Origin of the sequence: Azorhizobium caulinodans ORS 571, assembly GCF_000010525.1 — a bacterium.
Classification (GTDB): domain Bacteria; phylum Pseudomonadota; class Alphaproteobacteria; order Rhizobiales; family Xanthobacteraceae; genus Azorhizobium; species Azorhizobium caulinodans.
In genome coordinates, this window is sequence record NC_009937.1 from 713,584 (window position 1) to 730,593 (window position 17,010).

The window sequence follows — 17,010 nt, forward strand, 5'->3', positions numbered from 1 at the left end:
GGTCTGAAGGCCGTCAGGCGCCGCGCGCCAGCATCTGCCCGTTCGCATGCTTGTCCATGCCGGCCTGCTCGGTGCGGGCGCGGCGAAGGGCGAGGCTGTTGCGCTCGAGATCCGCGATGGCTTCGTGCGCCTGCTCGATCTTGTCACCCAGCGAGAACAGAAGTTCCCGGCCGTCCGTATTGAGGGCGCACACCGCCTGATGGGCCGAGATGAGCGCCGCGGAGCTTTCCGCCAGCACCCGCTCGTAATGGGCCTGATGCGCCTCGAGTTCCTTGAGCTTGCGATAGACCAATACCACGCAGGCGGTGGTCATGACGAGCGCGACCAGGAGCACCATGTCAACGGGGAAGAATGTCATCGACGAACTCCTGGTTCAGATTGATCTGCTCTTCGACCCGCAGCACATAAGCGCCTTCGGCCTGGCCGAGATGGCACCAGAAGAGCGGCTGGTCGGCGCTTTCCAGCTTCACGAGCGTCCGTGGCGTGGCCTGCAGATGGAGCACCTGGCCCACCTTGAAGTCGGCGATCTCGCCGAGGGGATAGTGTCGCTCCTCGAGGATTGCGCGAACCTTGACCTGCGTGCGGTTGACCTCGTCGCGGATCTGCTTGGTCCAGATCGGGTCGCGGCCGGAAGTCTCGGCGGGCGTGGTGCGGGCGAGTGCCTGGCGCATGGGCGTCAGGGCCGACTGCGGGATGATGACGAACATCTCGCCGCCGCGGTTCAGCGCCTGGAGCAGGAACTTGGCGGTGACGGCAAGGTTGTTGCGGCGGCCGATGACCGCGAAGTCCATGCGGGTTTCCTGCCGCTCGAACTTGAACTGGGTGTCGCTCACCATGGTGAAGGCGTTGTGGAGCGCCTTCTGCATCTGCTCGAAGATGGCCTGCGAGATGCGCAGCTCGATGTTGGAGAAGCTGCGCTCGTCGTCCACCGGCGGCTCGGAGCCGTCGGCGCCGAACAGCGCCTCGATCATCGTGAACACGAAGTCGCGGTCGAAGCCGACGATGATGTGGCTGTCCCACATCGGAACGTGGAACACGCCGGCCACCGCCATGCCTTCGTACATTTCCAGCACGTCGCCGATGCGGCCCGTCTCGATGCTCGAGAGCGAGTAGAAGGCCTGTGAGGCGGCCAGCTGGCGGAGGCCTTCGGCGCAGAGCGTGCCCAGGCGGTCGAAGATGACGTGCAGCATGGGCATGCGGTCGATCGACAGCCCCGCCGCATCGAGCAGCATGTCTCGAATGTCTTGATGGGAATGCGCTGCATTCATGGGATCACGCGGCCTGCTGCTGGGGCGGAGAGTTCGAGGACGGCACGTTCGAGATGGCCTCGCTCTCGACCTCGTCGATGGTCGGACGCTCGCCTTCCGCAATGGTCTTGCGGCCATGTTCCAGCGCGATCTGGGGGAGGGCGCCGTTCATGAAGGCGATCAGCGTCTGCTTGACGATGATGAAGGGCTGGCACTGCTTCTCACGGGTGACTTTGATCTTGTGGGCCAGCGGGGAAATGATGGCGTAGGACGAATAGATGCCGACGAAGGTGCCGATGAGCGCCGAGCCGATGTAGTGGCCGAGGATTTCCGGCGACTGGTCGATGGCGCCCATGGCCTTCACGATGCCGAGCACCGCGGCGCAGATGCCGAGCGCCGGCAGCGCCTCGGCCACCGTGCCGAGCGCGGCGGCGGGCTTCGTCTTGTGCTTCTTGATGGTCGAGATCTCCTGCTCCATCAGGCCTTCGATCTCGTGCGACTTGGCGTTGCCGATGATGATGAGGCGGGCATAGTCGCAGATATACTGCGTCAGCTCCTTGTCCTTCAGGATCGTCGGGAAGTGGGCGAACAGGCCGGAGTTGGCCGGATCGTCGATGTGCGCCTCGACCTCGTTGCGCGGCTTGGCGCGCACTTCACGCATCAGGGCATAGAGCAGGCCGAGCAGCGCGAGGAAGTCCTTGCGCTTGGGCGCGACGCCCGACATGGCGTGCATGATGCCGCTGCCGGTGTCCTTGATGACGGACATGGGGTTGGCGATGAGGAACGTCGAAAAGGCGATGCCGCCGATGATGACGTACTCGAACGGCTGCCAGACGACGTCCAGATGGCCGCCCATGGCCATGAAGCCGCCGAAGGTGGCGCCCAGGCCAAGGACAATTCCGAGCAAGACCATCATGGCGGTGGATCCCCTGTTTGATCCCTCGGTGTTAGGCAACGTGCATTGCGCGAGGCTTGGCTTGCTGCGGACACGCACATTGCCGCTGCGAGGCAGGCTCGGGCAAGCCTCGGGTGAGAGCTTCCGTCGCGAAGGTTAAGTGCCCTCCCGTGCGCGTGCCGAATGCGGCGTCACCGGAGGGGTTCCTGTTCAAGCGTCGGACCGGCTCCCGGTCCCATGGTCCCTCGGAGGCAGCATGTCCAACGGCCTTTACGTCGCCCTGTCCGGTCAGATGGCGACGGAAAAGCGGATGGCCACGATTGCGAACAACGTGGCGAACATGAACACGCCCGGTTATCGGGCCGAAGAAATCAAGTTCTCCAGCATCATGGCCGAGCAGGGGGCGAAGGACATCAAGTTCGCCTCCACGGGCGAGAGCTACACGTCCCGGCGCGCCGGCCCCATCACCTATACCAACAGCCCCTATGACGTGGCCGTTCAGGGCAAGGGCTGGTTCTCGGTGAAGACGCCGGACGGCGTCGCCTACACCCGCGACGGGCGTTTCAACGTCACCGCCGACGGCATGCTGGTCAGCGTGAACAATTATCCGGTGCTCGATCAGGGCGGCACGGCCGTCATGATCCAGCCCAACCAGGGCGAGCTGAAGATCACCGCTGACGGCACCATCATCCAGGGCACCAACCCGGTGGGAACGCTCGGCCTGTTCGAGATTCCGCTCGATGCCAAGCTCAAGCGCTACGACAACTCGGCGGTCATCCCCGACAAGGCGGCGACGCCGGTGACGGACTACAATTCCAACGCCATCCGCCAGGGGTATGTGGAAGGCTCGAATGTCGATCCGGTGATGGAGATGACGCGCCTCATCATGGTGCAGCGCGCCTTCGAGAGCGCCGCGCAGGCCATTTCCCAGCAGGAGACCTCGGGCACCGATTCCATTCGCGCGCTCGGCCCGCAGTAATCCCCTCGCGTGTTCCGGCCGGGCGGCCCATGCCCGGCCTCTTCCCCCTTGAGGTGGCGTGATGAATGCCCTGGTCCGTCTTCAGGCTGCCGTTGAATCCGCCATGGAAGACGTGCCCCCGCTGCGTGTGGGCGGCATCGTCCGGGAAGTGACGCCCACCTATTTCCGCGTCAGCGGCATCTCCAGCTACCTGCGTCTCGGCGACCGCGTGGGCATCGACCAGGACGGGCGCACGCGCATCGGCGAGGTGGTTCGCGTGGACGAAGCCGGCGCCGCCGTGAAGCCGTTCGACGAGCGCGTGCCCGTGGGCATGGGATCGGTGGCCTTCCGGGCCGGCTCCCTCAGCCTCAGCCCGGACCGCTCCTGGAAGGGGCGGGTCATCAACGCGCTCGGCGTACCGCTCGACGGAGAGGGGCTTCTCGCCCGCGGCGAGCACCGCATGCCCATGGATGCCGAGCCGCCTCCGGCCATGACGCGACAGCGCATCCAGAAGGGCATCCGCACCGGCGTCCGGGTGATCGACCTCTTCACCCCGCTGTGCGAAGGCCAGCGCATGGGCATTTTCGCCGGCTCGGGCGTCGGCAAGTCCACCCTTCTTGCCATGCTGGCCCGCAGCGCGGTGTTCGATACCGTTGTTGTCGGCCTGGTCGGCGAGCGCGGCCGCGAGGTGCGCGAGTTCCTCGAAGGGCCGCTCGCCTCGAACCGCCACCGCTCCGTTGTGGTCGTTTCCACCAGCGACGAGAGCCCGATGATGCGGCGCCTTGCGCCCCAGTCGGCGCTGGCGGTGGCCGAATATTTCCGCGATCTCGGCGAGTCGGTGCTGCTCATCATCGATAGCGTGACGCGCTATGCCCACGCCGCCCGCGACGTGGCGCTGGCCGCCGGTGAGCCGGCCGTGGCGCGCGGTTACGCGCCCAGCGTCTTCTCCACGCTGCCGAAGCTGCTGGAGCGGGCCGGGCCCGGCACCGAGGGCGCCGGCTGCATCACCGCCGTCTTCTCGGTGCTGGTGGATGGCGACGACCACAATGATCCGGTGGCCGATGCCATCCGCGGCACGCTCGACGGACACATCGTGCTCGATCGCGCCATTGCGGACCAGGGCCGCTTCCCGGCCGTGAACGTGCTCGGCTCCATCTCGCGTCTGGCCGATCACGTGTGGACCCCCGAGGAGCGCGATCTCGTGCGGCGCCTCAAGTCCATGGTCGCCCGCTTCGAGGACACGCGCGACCTGCGCCTGATGGGCGGCTACCACGCCGGCAGCGATCCGGAACTCGATCAGGCTGTGGCGCTCGTTCCGAAAATCTACGAGGCGCTGCGGCAGTATAGCGACTCCCCGCCCTCCCTGGATCCCTTCGGAGAACTGGCTCAGGCCATCCGCGGGTGAGCCGCGCAGGCGGGTTTGGCAGCCTCGCACAAGCTAATTCTGGTCCATTTGGGATCGGGTACCGGCCACGACAGGGCGAAATGCGCCCATATCATCGGGAGTTTTTCCATGAGCCTTTATGGGACGCTGCGGACCAGCGTGTCGGGCATGAATGCTCAGTCCAACAAGCTTGGCACCATCTCTGACAACATCGCGAACTCCAACACGACCGGCTACAAGAAGGCGACCACCGACTTCTCGTCCCTGATCGTGGACAGCAGCACCTCGGAATACAATTCCGGCTCGGTGAACACCAAGATTTCGTACGACATCTCCAAGCAGGGCACCACGACGAGCTCCACCTCGGCCACCGACATGATGGTCAATGGTGATGGCTTCTTCGTCGTGCAGGACGGCGGCGGCTCGACCTATCTGACCCGCGCCGGCAGCTTCACCGTGGATGCCACGACGGGCAATCTCGTCAACACCGCCGGCTACACGCTGATGGGTTATGACATCAGCAAGGGCAACAATGTCACCCCGGTGGTGAACAGCACCGCGGGCATGGTGCCGGTCAACATCGGCAGCATCGCTCTGGCGGCCGTGCCCACCACGTCCGGCACCATGACGGCGAACCTGCAGTCCACCTCGGCGGTGGTCAGCGGCGCGACGCCGGGCGGCAACACGGCGGCGGCGACCTATACCTACAAGAGCTCCGTGTCGGTCTATGACAACCTCGGCAACCAGGTTGTCCTCGATGTCTATTTCACCAAGACCGCCGCAGCGAACCCCGCCGCCACGCCGCCCACCACCGGCGGCTGGGAAATGGCCATCTACAATCAGGCCGATGCGACCACCGGCGGCACCACGCCGTTCCCGTACAGCTCCAGTGCTTTGGCCACCCAGACCCTGACCTTCGACTCCACCGGCCAGCTCCTGACGCCCGCGACGGGCAAGGTGTCGCTGACGGTGCCGAACGGTCAGACGATGAATTTCGACATCAGCACCATGACGCAGCTGTCGAACGACTACAGCATCAAGGCGCCGACCAACGGCAGCCCGGCGACCTCGGCCTCCGACATCAAGGTCAATTCGCAGGGCATCGTCTATGCGGTGGACGGCAACGGCAACACCACCAACCTGTACCGGATCCCGGTCGCGACGGTGAAGAGCCCGGACAACCTGACGCCCGTCTCCGGCAACGCCTATCAGGTGACGCAGGAATCGGGTGCCATGCAGATCGGCCTGTCCGGATCGGCCGGTGTCGGCACGATCAAGTCCAACACGCTGGAAAACTCCAACGTGGACGTGGCCAGCGAGCTCACCGACATGATCGTCGCCCAGCGCGACTACACCGCCAACTCCAAGGTCTTCCAGACCGGGACGGATCTGCTCGACGTTCTGATGAACCTCAAGCGCTGATCCTGACGCCTCGCCCTCCGGATCCTGGGGACCATCATGAGCCTTACCAGCGCGTTTTCGACGGCGCGGAACTCGTTGCTGAATACGGCGACGCAGCTCTCCACGTCGGCGAAGAACATCGAGAATGCGAGCAACACCAGTTACTCGCGCAAGAACGCAAACTTGGTCTCCGGGGACGCGGGCAACACCAGTGTCGTCGTCGCCCGGGCGGGCGACGCCGCGCTCTTCCTGAAGATGCTGGACGCCACGTCCAACAGCTCCAAGTACGCGGCACTGCTCACCGGCCTGACGACGCTGCAAAGCACGATCGGCGATACCGAGACCGACACTTCGGTGGCGGCCCGGCTGTCGACCTTCCAGACGGCGCTGTCGTCCTATGCCAATGCGCCGGACAATGACACGCTCGGCCAGGCGGCCATCACCGCGGCGGAGAATCTCGCCACCGCGCTGAATTCCTCGACCCGCACCGTCCAGTCGGTGCGGGCGGAGGCTGATGCGAATATCGCCAATTCCGTGTCGAAGGTGAATGACCTGCTCTCGCAGTTCAAGATCGCCAACGACGCGGTGATCGCCGGCACGGTCAAGGGCGACGACATCTCGGACGCGCTCGACGCCCGTGACGCTGTCCTTTCGAAGCTCTCGGAAGAGATGGGCGTCACCACCGTCCTCGGCCAGAACAACGACATGAAGCTGTATACGGACGGCGGAGCCACGCTGTTCGACCAGTCTCCGCGTTCGGTCACCTTCGTGCCTTCGGCCACCTTCGACGGCACCACTGTCGGCAATGCCGTCTATGTGGATGGCGTCGCCGTCACCGGCGCTTCGTCCGTCATGCCGCTCAAGTCCGGCGCCATCGCCGGCTATGCCGAGATGCGCGACGTGACGACCGTCACCTATCAGGACCAGCTCGACGAAGTCGCGCGCGGCCTGATCAGCGCCTTCCAGGAAACCGACCAGTCGGGCGGCGGCGGGGCAGCCAAATCTGGCCTGTTCACCAACGGCATCGACACTACGGTGGCCGGCGGTCTGACCCGCAACCTGGCGGCGACGATCACGGTGAATACCGCGGCCGTCGTGTCCAAGGGCGGATCCGTCAGCACGCTGCGCGACGGCGGCATGAACGGCGCCGCTTACGCCTACAACACGACCAATGCCGCGAGCTTCGGCACGCGCCTTGCGGCTCTGCAGACCGCGATCAAGGCCCAGCAGACCTTCTCGAGCACCACGCAGCTGACCAGCGGCGTGAGCCTCCAGACGTTCGCCTCGTCCTCGGTCAGCTGGCTGGAGGGGCTGCGCACGTCCACCACCAACAAGTCCGAGACGCAGAAGACTTTGCTCTCGCAGGCGTCCACGGCCGTGTCCAATGCCTCCGGCGTGAACACGGACCAGGAATACGCCACGCAGTTGCAACTGGAGAAGAGCTACCAGGCCTCCTCCAAGATCCTGAGCGCCGTGCAGAGCATGTACGACGCGCTCTTCAGCGCCATCCGGTGAGATTGAGCCATGCAGAGCAGCTACATTTCCACCATGTCCTGGACGCTGTCGGCGATGAAGTCGATCACGTCCCTGCAGACGCAGATCGAGAAGAAGAACACTGAGCTCGCCACCGGCCGCTATGCGGACATCGGCCTCGAGCTCGGTGTCAAGACCTCGCTGAGCGTGGATCTGCGGCACGAGTACAATCAGGTGCAGGGCCTGCTGGATTCGAATTCCCTCACGGATTCGATCATGACCCGGTCGCAGACCGGCCTCACCAACATCCTGAACAATGCCAGCACCTACCAGAAGACCCTGCTGAGCAGCCAGGCGTCCGCCGAGACGGTGACACAGATGCAGCTCGAAGGTCAGCAGGGCCTCGCCTCGCTCCTGTCGTCGCTGAACACCACTGACGGCACGCGCTATGTGTTCGGCGGCATCAACAGCGGCCAGACGCCCATGAAGGACTTCGCGACCAACGCTCAGGTCGCGATCCAGACCGCCTTCCAGACCGCGTTCGGCTTCCCCGTCTCGGACCCGCAGGCGGCGAACATCACCTCCGGGCAGATGCAGACGTTCCTGAACAACGTGTTCTCGGAAGACAATACGAACACGTCCGCGCTGTTCAATGACACGAACTGGGCGGCGCAGTGGTCCAACGCGTCCAGCACCAATCTCACGCGCCAGATCTCGCAGACGGAGAACGTCAGCGTCTCCACCACGGCGAACGACACAGCCATGCGCAAGCTCGCCATGGCATATTCGATGATGGGTTATCTGGGCGTCGGTTCGTTGAACATGAGCGCGCTCCAGACGGTCATGGACACGTCTCGCGCCACCCTGTCGGCGGGCATGACGGGCGTGACCAATACGGCCGCCGCGATCGGCGTGTCCCAGACCCGCGTAACGACGGCCAATTCGGAGCTGAACAAGACGCTGGACGTCGTCAAGAGCAGAATCAACTCGCTCGAAAGCGTGGATCCGGCTGAAGCCAAGACGCAGCTCGATACACTTACGAACCAGCTGAGCATGAGCTACTCGACGACGACCAAGCTCCTGCAGCTCAGCATCATGAACTACGCCTGAATTCTAAAGGGAGCGCCGCGATGTACAAATTTTCCTACGCGGAGATCTTGGAGGACTCGTCCACGGAATCGCGTGCGCGCGAGCGGGACGCCTTCGATCGTGCGCTCGAACTCCTGGTGTCTGCGGAATCGGCGGGTCTCGACACGCCCGAATGCCGTGCTGCCATGCTGTTCCTGCAGCGCCTGTGGGGCCTTCTGATCCGGGACCTCACGGATGCCAACAACGAGCTGGCGCCCGAACTGCGCGCCGACCTCGTGTCGATCGGTCTGTGGAACATCCGCGAGGCGGACCGCGTGCTGGAGCAGTCCTCGAGCAACTTCTCCGGTCTCATCAACATCAACCGCACCATCCGGGATGGTCTTCAATGAGCAAGGCGATGCAGATCACGCTGCGGCCGGGTGAGAAGATTTTCATCAATGGCGCGGTGCTGCGTGTGGACCGCAAGGTCACTCTGGAACTCATGAATGACGCGACTTTCCTCCTGGAAAGCCACGTCCTTCAGGTGGAGGACACCACGACCCCCCTCCGCCAGCTCTATTTCGTGATCCAGGCGATCCTCATGGATCCCCGGAATGCGGAGGCCGCCCGGCACCTGTTCCACACCCAGTGGGCGGCGCTGCGCCAGGCGTTCAAGAACGAGACGGTGCTCGAAGGCCTCGAGACGATCGCCACTCAGGTGATCGGCGGCCGGACGTTCGATGCCTTGCGCACGCTGCGCGGGCTGTTCGTCATCGAGGACGCCATCCTCGCCCATGGTGGGAGCAAGGCTGCCTGAGCGGGCCGGGCCGCTGGTCGGCTTCGCGCAACCTTCGCCAGGCATTGTGTGCGTGAAGGAGAACCAACATGACCACCGTTGCGAGCACCACCAGCTCTACGTCCACGAACACGGCGGCCGCCGCGTCGACCGCGGCCAGCAATGCGAGCACGGTTGATTACAACCAGTTCCTGCAACTGCTCGTGGCGCAGCTGAAGAACCAGGATCCGACGCAGCCGATGGACTCCACGGCCTATCTGTCGCAGCTCGCCTCCTTCTCGCAGGTCGAACAGCAGACCAACACCAACAAGAAGCTGGACACGCTGCTCTCGGCGAGCGCGCTCCAGTCCGCGGATGCCGCCATCGGCAAGACCGTGACCAGCGCCGACGGGACCGTCAGCGGCACCGTCGCCTCTGTGAGCCTCGTCAGCGGCGGCGCGCCCATCGCGACGCTGAAGGACGGCTCCAAGGTTACGCTCGACTCCTCGGTGAGCATCAGCGGATGAACGAGGCCGACGCCCTCGACGTCGTCCGAAACGCCATCTGGACCATCCTGTTGGCGGCGGGGCCTGCGGTGGCGGCGGCGATGCTGGTGGGCATCTTCATCGCCCTCATCCAGGCGCTCACGCAGATCCAGGAAGCGACCCTCACCTTCGTGCCGAAGATCATCGCCGTGCTGGTGGTCTGCGCACTCACCGGGTCGTTCATGGGCAGCCAGATCATGGCTTTCACCGAAGAAATTTACGGCCGCATCGCCAGCGGCTTCTGAGTTCGGCCGGGACCGCCCGCGGGCGGTTCCGGCCCGCAATTCGCCTGCGCTTCCGGGCGCGGGCGCCGCTCCGGCGACCCGCCGGGGCTGTTCTCGCCAGGCCGTTGGCCGCCTGACCCCAACGACGAAGCGCGCAAGCCTTGGTCGCGACGGGCTCCGGCACCGACAGTCGCACATGCAGCCGGGTCGAGGCCCGGAGTTGCGAGCCCAGACGTCATGAGGACGTCGCGCGCAGAGACAGGACACCGGCCCCGCGTGGCCGTGGCGTCCGGGAATGAGATGAGATGGCCGACGTTTCGCTTACCGCCGGAGACCAGCGCTCACGCCGCGACATAGGCTTTGCCGTTGGCATCGTCGCGATTCTCGCGGTGCTCTTCCTGCCGATCCCGCCGCTGCTCATCGATATCGGGCTTGCGCTGTCGATCGCGCTCTCGGTTCTGATCCTGATGGTGTCGCTCTGGATCCAGAAGCCGCTCGAATTCTCGTCCTTCCCGACCATCCTTCTGCTCGCCACCATGCTGCGCCTCGCGCTCGGCGTCGCAACCACGCGCCTCATTCTCGCGCACGGTGCGGACGGCGTGCACGCCGCCGGTGCCATCATCGCGGGCTTTTCCAAGCTCGTCATGAGCGGCGATTTCGTGATCGGTATCGTGGTATTCGCGATCCTCGTCACGGTGAACTTCCTCGTCATCACCAAGGGCGCCACGCGTATCGCGGAAGTGGGCGCCCGCTTCACCCTCGACGCCATCCCCGGCAAGCAGATGGCCATCGACGCCGATCTCAACGCCGGCCTCATCGACGACAAGGAAGCCCAGCGCCGGCGCAGTGAGCTCGAAGAGGAAAGCTCCTTCTTCGGCTCCATGGACGGTGCCTCCAAGTTCGTGCGCGGCGAGGCCGTGGCGAGCTTGATCACCATCGCCATCAACATCTTCGGCGGCATCATCATCGGCGTCACCCGCCATGGCCTGCCGATCGGCGATGCTGCGGACATCTACACCCGCCTGTCGGTGGGCGACGGCCTGGTCTCGCAGATTCCCGCGCTCATCGTGTCGCTGTCCGCCGGCCTGCTGGTGTCCAAGGGCGGCACCAAGGGCTCGGCGGAAAAGGCGGTGCTCGGCCAGCTCGGCGCCTATCCGCGCGCGCTGTTCGTCTCCGCCGGCCTCCTGTTCGCGCTGGCTCTGGTTCCCGGGCTGCCGCTCATCCCCTTCGCCGCCCTCGGCGGTCTGATGGCCTTTGTCGGCTATGCGGTGCCCAAGCAGCTCGCCAAGGAGAAGGCCGAGAAGGAAGCCAAGGAAAAGGCGGTCAAGGAGCAGCAGGCGCTCGAAGTGCGCGAGTCGGTGAAGGAGCAGCTGAAGACCGCCGAGATCGAGGTGGTGTTCGACAAGCAGCTCGCCGGCGTGATGACCCGCGCCTCCACCGAGTTCGGCCAGCGCATCGCCAAGATGCGGCGCAAGTTCGCCCAGCGCTACGGCTTCGTGGTTCCGGACGTGAAGATCTCCGAGAGCCTGAACGTCCCGGCCAAGACCTACCAGATCAAGATCCACGGCACCGTGGTGACCTCGCAGGAGATGCGCATCGGCGAGCTGCTGGTGGTGACCGGCGACGGCGCCAAGCCGGACGTGCCGGGCGACGAGGTGCGTGAACCCGCATTCGGCATGAAGGCCATGTGGGTGGCGGAGGCCTATCAGGCCGAGGTGCGGCGCGAGGGCTTCACGGCGGTGGACAATTCCACCGTGATCCTGACCCACCTCAGCGAAGTGATCGCCAACAACCTGCCGCAGCTCCTGTCCTATAAGGACATGCGCACGCTGCTGGACCGGCTCGATCCCGAGTACAAGCGCCTGATCGAGGACATCTGCCCCTCGCAGATTTCCTACTCCGGCCTCCAGGCGGTGCTGAAGCTGCTGCTCTCCGAGCGAGTCTCCATCCGCAACCTGCACCTCATCCTCGAAGCCATCGCCGAGATCGTGCCCCATGCCCGCCGCTCCGAGCAGGTGGCCGAGCACGTGCGCATGCGCATGGCCCAGCAAATCTGCGGCGACCTTGCCGATGGCGGTGTGCTGCGGGTGCTGCGCCTCGGCAGCAAGTGGGACCTCACCTTCCACCAGAGCCTCAAGCGCGACGCCAAGGGCGACGTGGTGGAGTTCGACATCGATCCGCGCCTCGTGGAGCAGTTCGGCACCGATGCCTCCGTCGTGGTGCGCGAGCAGATGAAGGAGGGGCAACCCTTCGTGCTGGTCAGTGCGCCCGACGCGCGGCCCTACGTGCGCATGATCATCGAGCGCATGTTCCCCTCGCTGCCCGTGCTCTCGCACGTGGAGATCGCCCGCGGCGTCGAGATCAAGTCCCTCGGGACCATCTCGTGATCCCTCTGGACGTCTCGATCCTGAGCGCCTTCCTGGTGTTCTGCAGGATCGGGAGCTGCATCATGATGATGCCGGGCCTGTCGGGCTATCGCCTGCCCGTGCGCGTCCGCCTGCTGCTGGCGGTGGCGGTCTCTCTCGCCATCCTGCCACTGATGTATGACGACCTCGTCAATTTCATCCGCAACGCCAATTCCGCGCAGCTTCTGCTGTCCATCGGCACCGAGATGGCGACGGGGGCCATCATCGGAACCCTGGCCCGCATCTTCTATCTCATGCTGCAGATGATGCTGGTGGCCATCGCCCAGTTCATCGGCCTGTCCTCCCCCATGGGCCTGCCGGAAGACGGCGAGGTGCTGCCATCGCTGGCCACGCTGATGATCCTGGCGGCCACCACGATGATGTTCCTGACCGACCAGCATTACGAGATGCTGCGGGGCCTCATCGCTTCCTATCGGCAGATCCCGGTGGGGGTGGGCTTTGGCGGCCGGGGCGCCCTCATCCAGGCCTCGGACCAGCTTTCTGCGGCGCTGATGATCGCCATGCGCCTCGCCAGCCCGTTCCTGATCTACTCGCTCATCATCAATTTCGCGGTCGGCCTCATCAACAAGCTGGTGCCGCAGATCCCGGTTTACTTCATTTCTGCCCCGTTCATTCTGCTCGGGGGCCTCATTTTGCTTTACGGTCTCTCGGATCAGATGTTGACCGCCTTCTCCGCCGCGTTCAATCTCTTCCTGAGGACGGGGTGAGGCATGAAGCAGCGTCTGCGCAAGGCGGGCCGGATCGTCGCCGTTCAGGAACAGATGCACCGCCAGGCGGAATGGCGGATGGCCGATATTTCACGCGCCAAGGCCGACCTCGAACGCCTGCGCAGCGAACTCATCGAAACGCTCAACGAAGACACATTCGGCCCCCTGCTCGTGGAAGTGGTGGCGCGCCGCCTGAAAGCGACCGCCGCCGAGGCCGACCGGCTGACGCAGGAGCAGATGCGGCAGGAGGCCAAGGTCCGCGAGGAGGCGCTGCGCCTGAAGCGGGCCGAACGCATGCACGAGAACGTCTCGCGCCAGTATGACCGGCACCAGGAGCACATCATGGTCGCCGGTATCCTGGAAGGGATTGCCGCCCGGCTTTCCCATGCGAAGGACGACGACCCCGGCGCGCCGGGGGATGCAAGCCTCACATAAGCAAAGTTTCGGACAGTCACGGCCGATCATTCCTCAATCCGTGACTGTGTGAGATGGCCATCCAACCTCCCTCAGATATCGTCCTCGACGTCATGCAGGCGGCGGACCCGGCCAAGGCGCAGAAGGTGACCGCCAACCTTCAGCGGCTGGCGACCTCCGCGTCCTCCGGCGTGTTCGACACGATGGTGCAGGGCGTTGCCGGGGGCTTTTCCGGAGGCCTCTCGTTTGCCTCCACCAGCACCACGTCGCTGCACAATCTGACCAATCTGTCGAAGCGGCCCGGCGCCGAGCCCGGCGAGGCCGCCTCCGAGCTGATGGCGAAGGCGGGCAACGACCCGCTGCGCAAGTTCGAGGCCATGGTGCTCTCCACGTTCGTGGAAAGCATGCTGCCCAAGTCCACGGCGGTCTATGGCGCCGGCAACGCCGGCAATGTCTGGCGCTCCATGCTGGCCCAGAAGATGGGTGACCAGGTGGCGGAAGCGGGCGGCATCGGCATCGCCAAGACCATCGCGGCGCGCCATCCCGAGATGCGCACCGTGAGCGGCGCCCAGGTGGCCGGTGCGCCGACCGCCGCGGCGGCCCGGCTGACGACGGTCCAGCCGTCGGGCGGCGAGGCCGACAAGGATACGACCACCACCGGCACTGACATTTCCATTTGAGGATGGCTGCAATGAGCGACAAGTCCGTTGAAGGCGAAAGCCTTGGTTTCTCTCTTGCGGCCCAGCTCGCCTGGACCGACGTGGATGCGCCGATCGCCGAGCTGAACGCCCCCGATCAGCCCGCCCTGTCGCCGGAGATGGCGACGCTGGTCAGCTCGCTCGACCGGCTGGAGATCGTGATCGATCAGGAGACGGCCGCTCTGGAGGCCCACCAGCCTGTCGATCTGGCGGAGATGAACCGCCGCAAGAGCCGCAGCCTGCTGGAGCTCAGCCGGGCGCTGCGTGGCCTGCCGGACGACGTGGATTCGAGCCTTGGCGAGCGCTTGACGGGCATCAAGGCCAAGCTCACGCGCAACTGCGAGGTTCTGGCCATGCATCTGGCTGCGGCGCGCGAAATTACCACCATTTTGAATGGGGCTTTGCGGGCCGCTGAGTCCGACGGCACCTACAGCACCGCGCTGCTCGGGGGACGCACGGCATGATCAAGTTCGTGGTCATCGGCGTCTGGGTATGCGCGGTGACGCTGGCCTCGAGCTATGGCGCGGCCTATTGGGCAGCGGGCGCCAACCTCGGTAAGGCGGAAGACCCTTACCTGCCAGGGCTCGAGTACAAGCGCGTGCCGACCATCACCGTGCCGATGATCATGGACGGCCAGGTGAAGGGCTATGTGATCGCAAAGCTCGTTTTCACCGCCGACGCCGGGACGCTCAAGAAATTAAGTGTCGATCCGGTTGTATTTGTGGTCAACGACGCCTTCTCGGAAATCTATAATAACGGTCGTGTCGAGTCTGGGAAAATCTCCAAGTACAATCTGAAGGACATGACCGACCGCGTGAAGGAGAAGGTGAACGCCCGCCTCAACGGGCCGGTGATCCAGGAAATCCTGATCGACGGCATCAACTACGTCGACAAGAACGACATACGGACGGTGGCTAACCAACAGCAACAATCGTCCAAAGGCCAAGACAAGGGCGATGCTAAGCCGAGCCATTGATCCGAAGCCAGGGAGGAACGGAGAGGAAAACGAAAATGAAGATTGCGGGGAAGATCTACAGCATCGTCGGCATTCTCGGTCTCACCACGCTGATCGTGTGCGTCATGGGCCTGAGTGCGCTGAACGAGTTGAACAACACGTCGGATCGGCTCGACGCGACGGCGCAGCGCGCCTTCGTGGCTGAGAAGCTGAACGGCGCGATCACCGCCGTCGTCATGGAATCCCGCGGCATCTATGCCGCCCCCGACATCGCGGCCGCCAAGCCCTTCGCCGCCGGCCTGCGCAAGCAGCTCGATAACGTGGACCAACTCGCCGCGCAGCTGAAGCGCCTCAGCGGCAACACCGACGCGCAGGCGGTGGATGCGGTGCTCTCCGACCTCGCCAAGTTCCGCGAGTTCCGGGTGGAGACGGCGCGCCTCGGCGAGAGCGTGAGCCCGCAGGCCGCCAATGTGCAGGGCAACAATGATGCGAACCGCGCCAACCGCCGCGCCCTCCAGGCCTCGGTGGACCGGCTGACGGACCAGATCCGCAATGAACTCGAGCCTCTGCGTGCGCGCATCGATGGCTTGCAGAATCAAACCTGGTGGCGCCTCGTGATTCTCACCGGTGTCGGCCTCCTCATCGGCGGTTCGATCGCCATCTGGATCGGCACGCGGACCATGAGCCGGCCGCTGCGCCGCGCCTCCGAGACGCTCCGCCGCCTCGCTTCCGGCGAGCTGGACGTGGCCGTCGAGGCACAGCGCTCGAAGGACGAGATCGGCGACCTGTGGCAATCCACCAAGCAGTTGCTGGAGGAACTGCGCCAGGCCGACCGGCTGCGGATCGAGCAGCGCGAGCTGGCGGTCCGGGCCGAGAGCGACAAGCGCGCGGCCATGCATTCGCTTGCCGATGAATTCGATCGCGAGGTCTCCGGTGTGGTCCGCACCGTGGCCGAGGCCGTGTCCACGCTGGAGCGCAACGCCGCGACCATGAGCGCCTCGGCGGACCAGACCTCCCGGCAGTCCACCGTCGTCGCCGCGGCGGCGGAGGAAGCTACAAGCAACGTTCAGACGGCAGCCTCCGCTGCGGAAGAACTGGCTGCCTCCGTTCGCGAGATCGGTACCCAGGTGTCCACCGCCGCGAAGATCGCGGAAGAGGCCACCGGGCAGGCAGCCAAGACGGCAGACGTGGCGCGCGGGCTTTCCGCCAGCGCGACGCGGATCGGACAGGTGGTGCAGCTCATCACTGACATCGCTTCGCAGACCAACCTCCTGGCGCTGAACGCGACCATCGAGGCGGCTCGCGCCGGCGATGCCGGAAAGGGGTTCGCGGTGGTGGCGAGCGAAGTGAAGTCGCTCGCCGAGCAGACCTCGAAGGCGACCGACGAAATCTCGGCTCAGGTTTCCGCCGTGCAGGGGGCGACCGACGAGGTGGTGCGGGCCATCGAGGGTATCTCGGACACCATCCGCAAGATTGACGACATCTCCTCGGCCATCGCCAACGCCATCGATCAGCAGGGCGCGGCGACCGGAGAGATCGCACAGAACGTGAGCCAGGCGGCACAGGGCACGCAGGAGGTCTCCTCCAGCATCACCGGTGTTTCCGCCGCGGCTCAGGCCACGGGGCGTGTCTCGACCGACATCGTGCACGCCGCAACCGATCTCTCGGCGCAGGCAAGCCGCCTGCGCAGCCAGGTCGACACTTTCGTCGCACGGGTCCGCGCGGCCTAGCCGCTCCGTGCTTAACCCTCACGGGAGAGGGGGGAATGTCCGAAGGGCCTGCGGGCCCTGAGGACGGACCACCTTCTTCCACTCCTGTGTCGCCAGGGCGGTACCGTGCG

General features: G+C 65.0%; 19 protein-coding genes. 16 read left to right on the forward strand and 3 right to left on the reverse strand.

Annotated features, from left to right (window positions below):
* Positions 1–13: 13 nt before the first annotated feature.
* Genes AZC_RS03275 through motA form a run of 3 tightly spaced genes read right to left on the reverse strand, consistent with a single transcriptional unit; the run spans position 14 to position 2,163 of the window.
* Complete coding sequence (locus tag AZC_RS03275; RefSeq protein ID WP_043878838.1) at positions 14–358, reverse strand: hypothetical protein; 345 nt, start codon at positions 356–358, stop codon at positions 14–16.
* Positions 339–1,232 (reverse strand): flagellar motor switch protein FliM, encoded by an 894-nt coding sequence (locus AZC_RS03280; RefSeq protein ID WP_415454113.1) that lies wholly within the window; start codon positions 1,230–1,232, stop codon positions 339–341. The genes AZC_RS03275 and AZC_RS03280 overlap by 20 nt, the downstream gene beginning before the upstream one ends.
* 40 nt (positions 1,233–1,272) lie before the next feature.
* Positions 1,273–2,163, reverse strand: a complete 891-nt coding sequence (gene motA / locus AZC_RS03285; RefSeq protein ID WP_012169175.1) for a flagellar motor stator protein MotA — start codon at positions 2,161–2,163, stop codon at positions 1,273–1,275.
* 235 nt (positions 2,164–2,398) lie between these two features.
* On the opposite strand from motA, the gene flgF reads away from it, so the two are divergent.
* The 16 genes from flgF to AZC_RS03365 all read left to right on the forward strand — a co-directional run bounded on the left by flgF (position 2,399) and on the right by AZC_RS03365 (position 16,900).
* Positions 2,399–3,121 (forward strand): flagellar basal-body rod protein FlgF, encoded by a 723-nt coding sequence (gene flgF, locus AZC_RS03290; RefSeq protein WP_012169176.1) that lies wholly within the window; start codon positions 2,399–2,401, stop codon positions 3,119–3,121.
* A 61-nt stretch (positions 3,122–3,182) separates the two neighbouring features.
* The gene (fliI, locus tag AZC_RS03295; RefSeq protein ID WP_012169177.1) at positions 3,183–4,505 is read left to right on the forward strand and encodes a flagellar protein export ATPase FliI; all 1,323 of its coding nucleotides are present in this window, start codon (positions 3,183–3,185) and stop codon (positions 4,503–4,505) included.
* Between the two features lie 108 nt (positions 4,506–4,613).
* A complete protein-coding gene (locus AZC_RS03300; RefSeq protein WP_012169178.1) occupies positions 4,614–5,906 on the forward strand; it encodes a flagellar hook protein FlgE in 1,293 nt (430 codons plus the stop codon).
* A 36-nt stretch (positions 5,907–5,942) separates the two neighbouring features.
* Entirely contained in the window at positions 5,943–7,400 is a 1,458-nt protein-coding gene (flgK, locus tag AZC_RS03305) for a flagellar hook-associated protein FlgK (protein ID WP_012169179.1), read from the forward strand.
* A 9-nt stretch (positions 7,401–7,409) separates the two neighbouring features.
* Positions 7,410–8,468, forward strand: coding sequence for a flagellar hook-associated family protein (locus AZC_RS03310; RefSeq protein ID WP_012169180.1), 1,059 nt, complete (start codon positions 7,410–7,412; stop codon positions 8,466–8,468).
* Positions 8,469–8,488: 20 nt separating this feature from the next.
* On the forward strand, positions 8,489–8,836 hold the full coding sequence (flaF, locus tag AZC_RS03315) for a flagellar biosynthesis regulator FlaF (protein WP_012169181.1): 348 nt from the start codon (positions 8,489–8,491) through the stop codon (positions 8,834–8,836).
* Positions 8,833–9,243: a flagellar biosynthesis repressor FlbT gene (gene flbT, locus AZC_RS03320; protein ID WP_012169182.1), complete on the forward strand. Its 411-nt coding sequence runs from the start codon at positions 8,833–8,835 to the stop codon at positions 9,241–9,243. The genes flaF and flbT overlap by 4 nt, the downstream gene beginning before the upstream one ends.
* Before the next feature lie 68 nt (positions 9,244–9,311).
* Positions 9,312–9,728, forward strand: a complete 417-nt coding sequence (gene flgD, locus AZC_RS03325; protein WP_012169183.1) for a flagellar hook assembly protein FlgD — start codon at positions 9,312–9,314, stop codon at positions 9,726–9,728.
* On the forward strand, positions 9,725–9,991 hold the full coding sequence (gene fliQ / locus AZC_RS03330; RefSeq protein ID WP_012169184.1) for a flagellar biosynthesis protein FliQ: 267 nt from the start codon (positions 9,725–9,727) through the stop codon (positions 9,989–9,991). Before flgD ends, fliQ begins: the two co-directional genes overlap by 4 nt.
* Before the next feature lie 284 nt (positions 9,992–10,275).
* Positions 10,276–12,357: a flagellar biosynthesis protein FlhA gene (flhA, locus tag AZC_RS03335; protein WP_012169185.1), complete on the forward strand. Its 2,082-nt coding sequence runs from the start codon at positions 10,276–10,278 to the stop codon at positions 12,355–12,357.
* Complete coding sequence (gene fliR, locus AZC_RS03340) at positions 12,354–13,103, forward strand: flagellar biosynthesis protein FliR (RefSeq protein WP_012169186.1); 750 nt, start codon at positions 12,354–12,356, stop codon at positions 13,101–13,103. Before flhA ends, fliR begins: the two co-directional genes overlap by 4 nt.
* Before the next feature lie 3 nt (positions 13,104–13,106).
* Entirely contained in the window at positions 13,107–13,538 is a 432-nt protein-coding gene (locus tag AZC_RS03345) for a hypothetical protein (protein ID WP_012169187.1), read from the forward strand.
* 53 nt (positions 13,539–13,591) lie between these two features.
* Complete coding sequence (locus AZC_RS03350) at positions 13,592–14,197, forward strand: rod-binding protein (RefSeq protein ID WP_012169188.1); 606 nt, start codon at positions 13,592–13,594, stop codon at positions 14,195–14,197.
* Between the two features lie 11 nt (positions 14,198–14,208).
* Entirely contained in the window at positions 14,209–14,679 is a 471-nt protein-coding gene (locus tag AZC_RS03355) for a hypothetical protein (protein ID WP_244421784.1), read from the forward strand.
* Complete coding sequence (locus tag AZC_RS03360; protein WP_012169190.1) at positions 14,676–15,191, forward strand: hypothetical protein; 516 nt, start codon at positions 14,676–14,678, stop codon at positions 15,189–15,191. Before AZC_RS03355 ends, AZC_RS03360 begins: the two co-directional genes overlap by 4 nt.
* Before the next feature lie 35 nt (positions 15,192–15,226).
* Positions 15,227–16,900 carry a methyl-accepting chemotaxis protein gene (locus tag AZC_RS03365; RefSeq protein WP_043878839.1) on the forward strand — a complete coding sequence of 558 codons (1,674 nt, stop codon included), beginning with the start codon at positions 15,227–15,229 and terminating at the stop codon, positions 16,898–16,900.
* Positions 16,901–17,010: the final 110 nt, after the last annotated feature.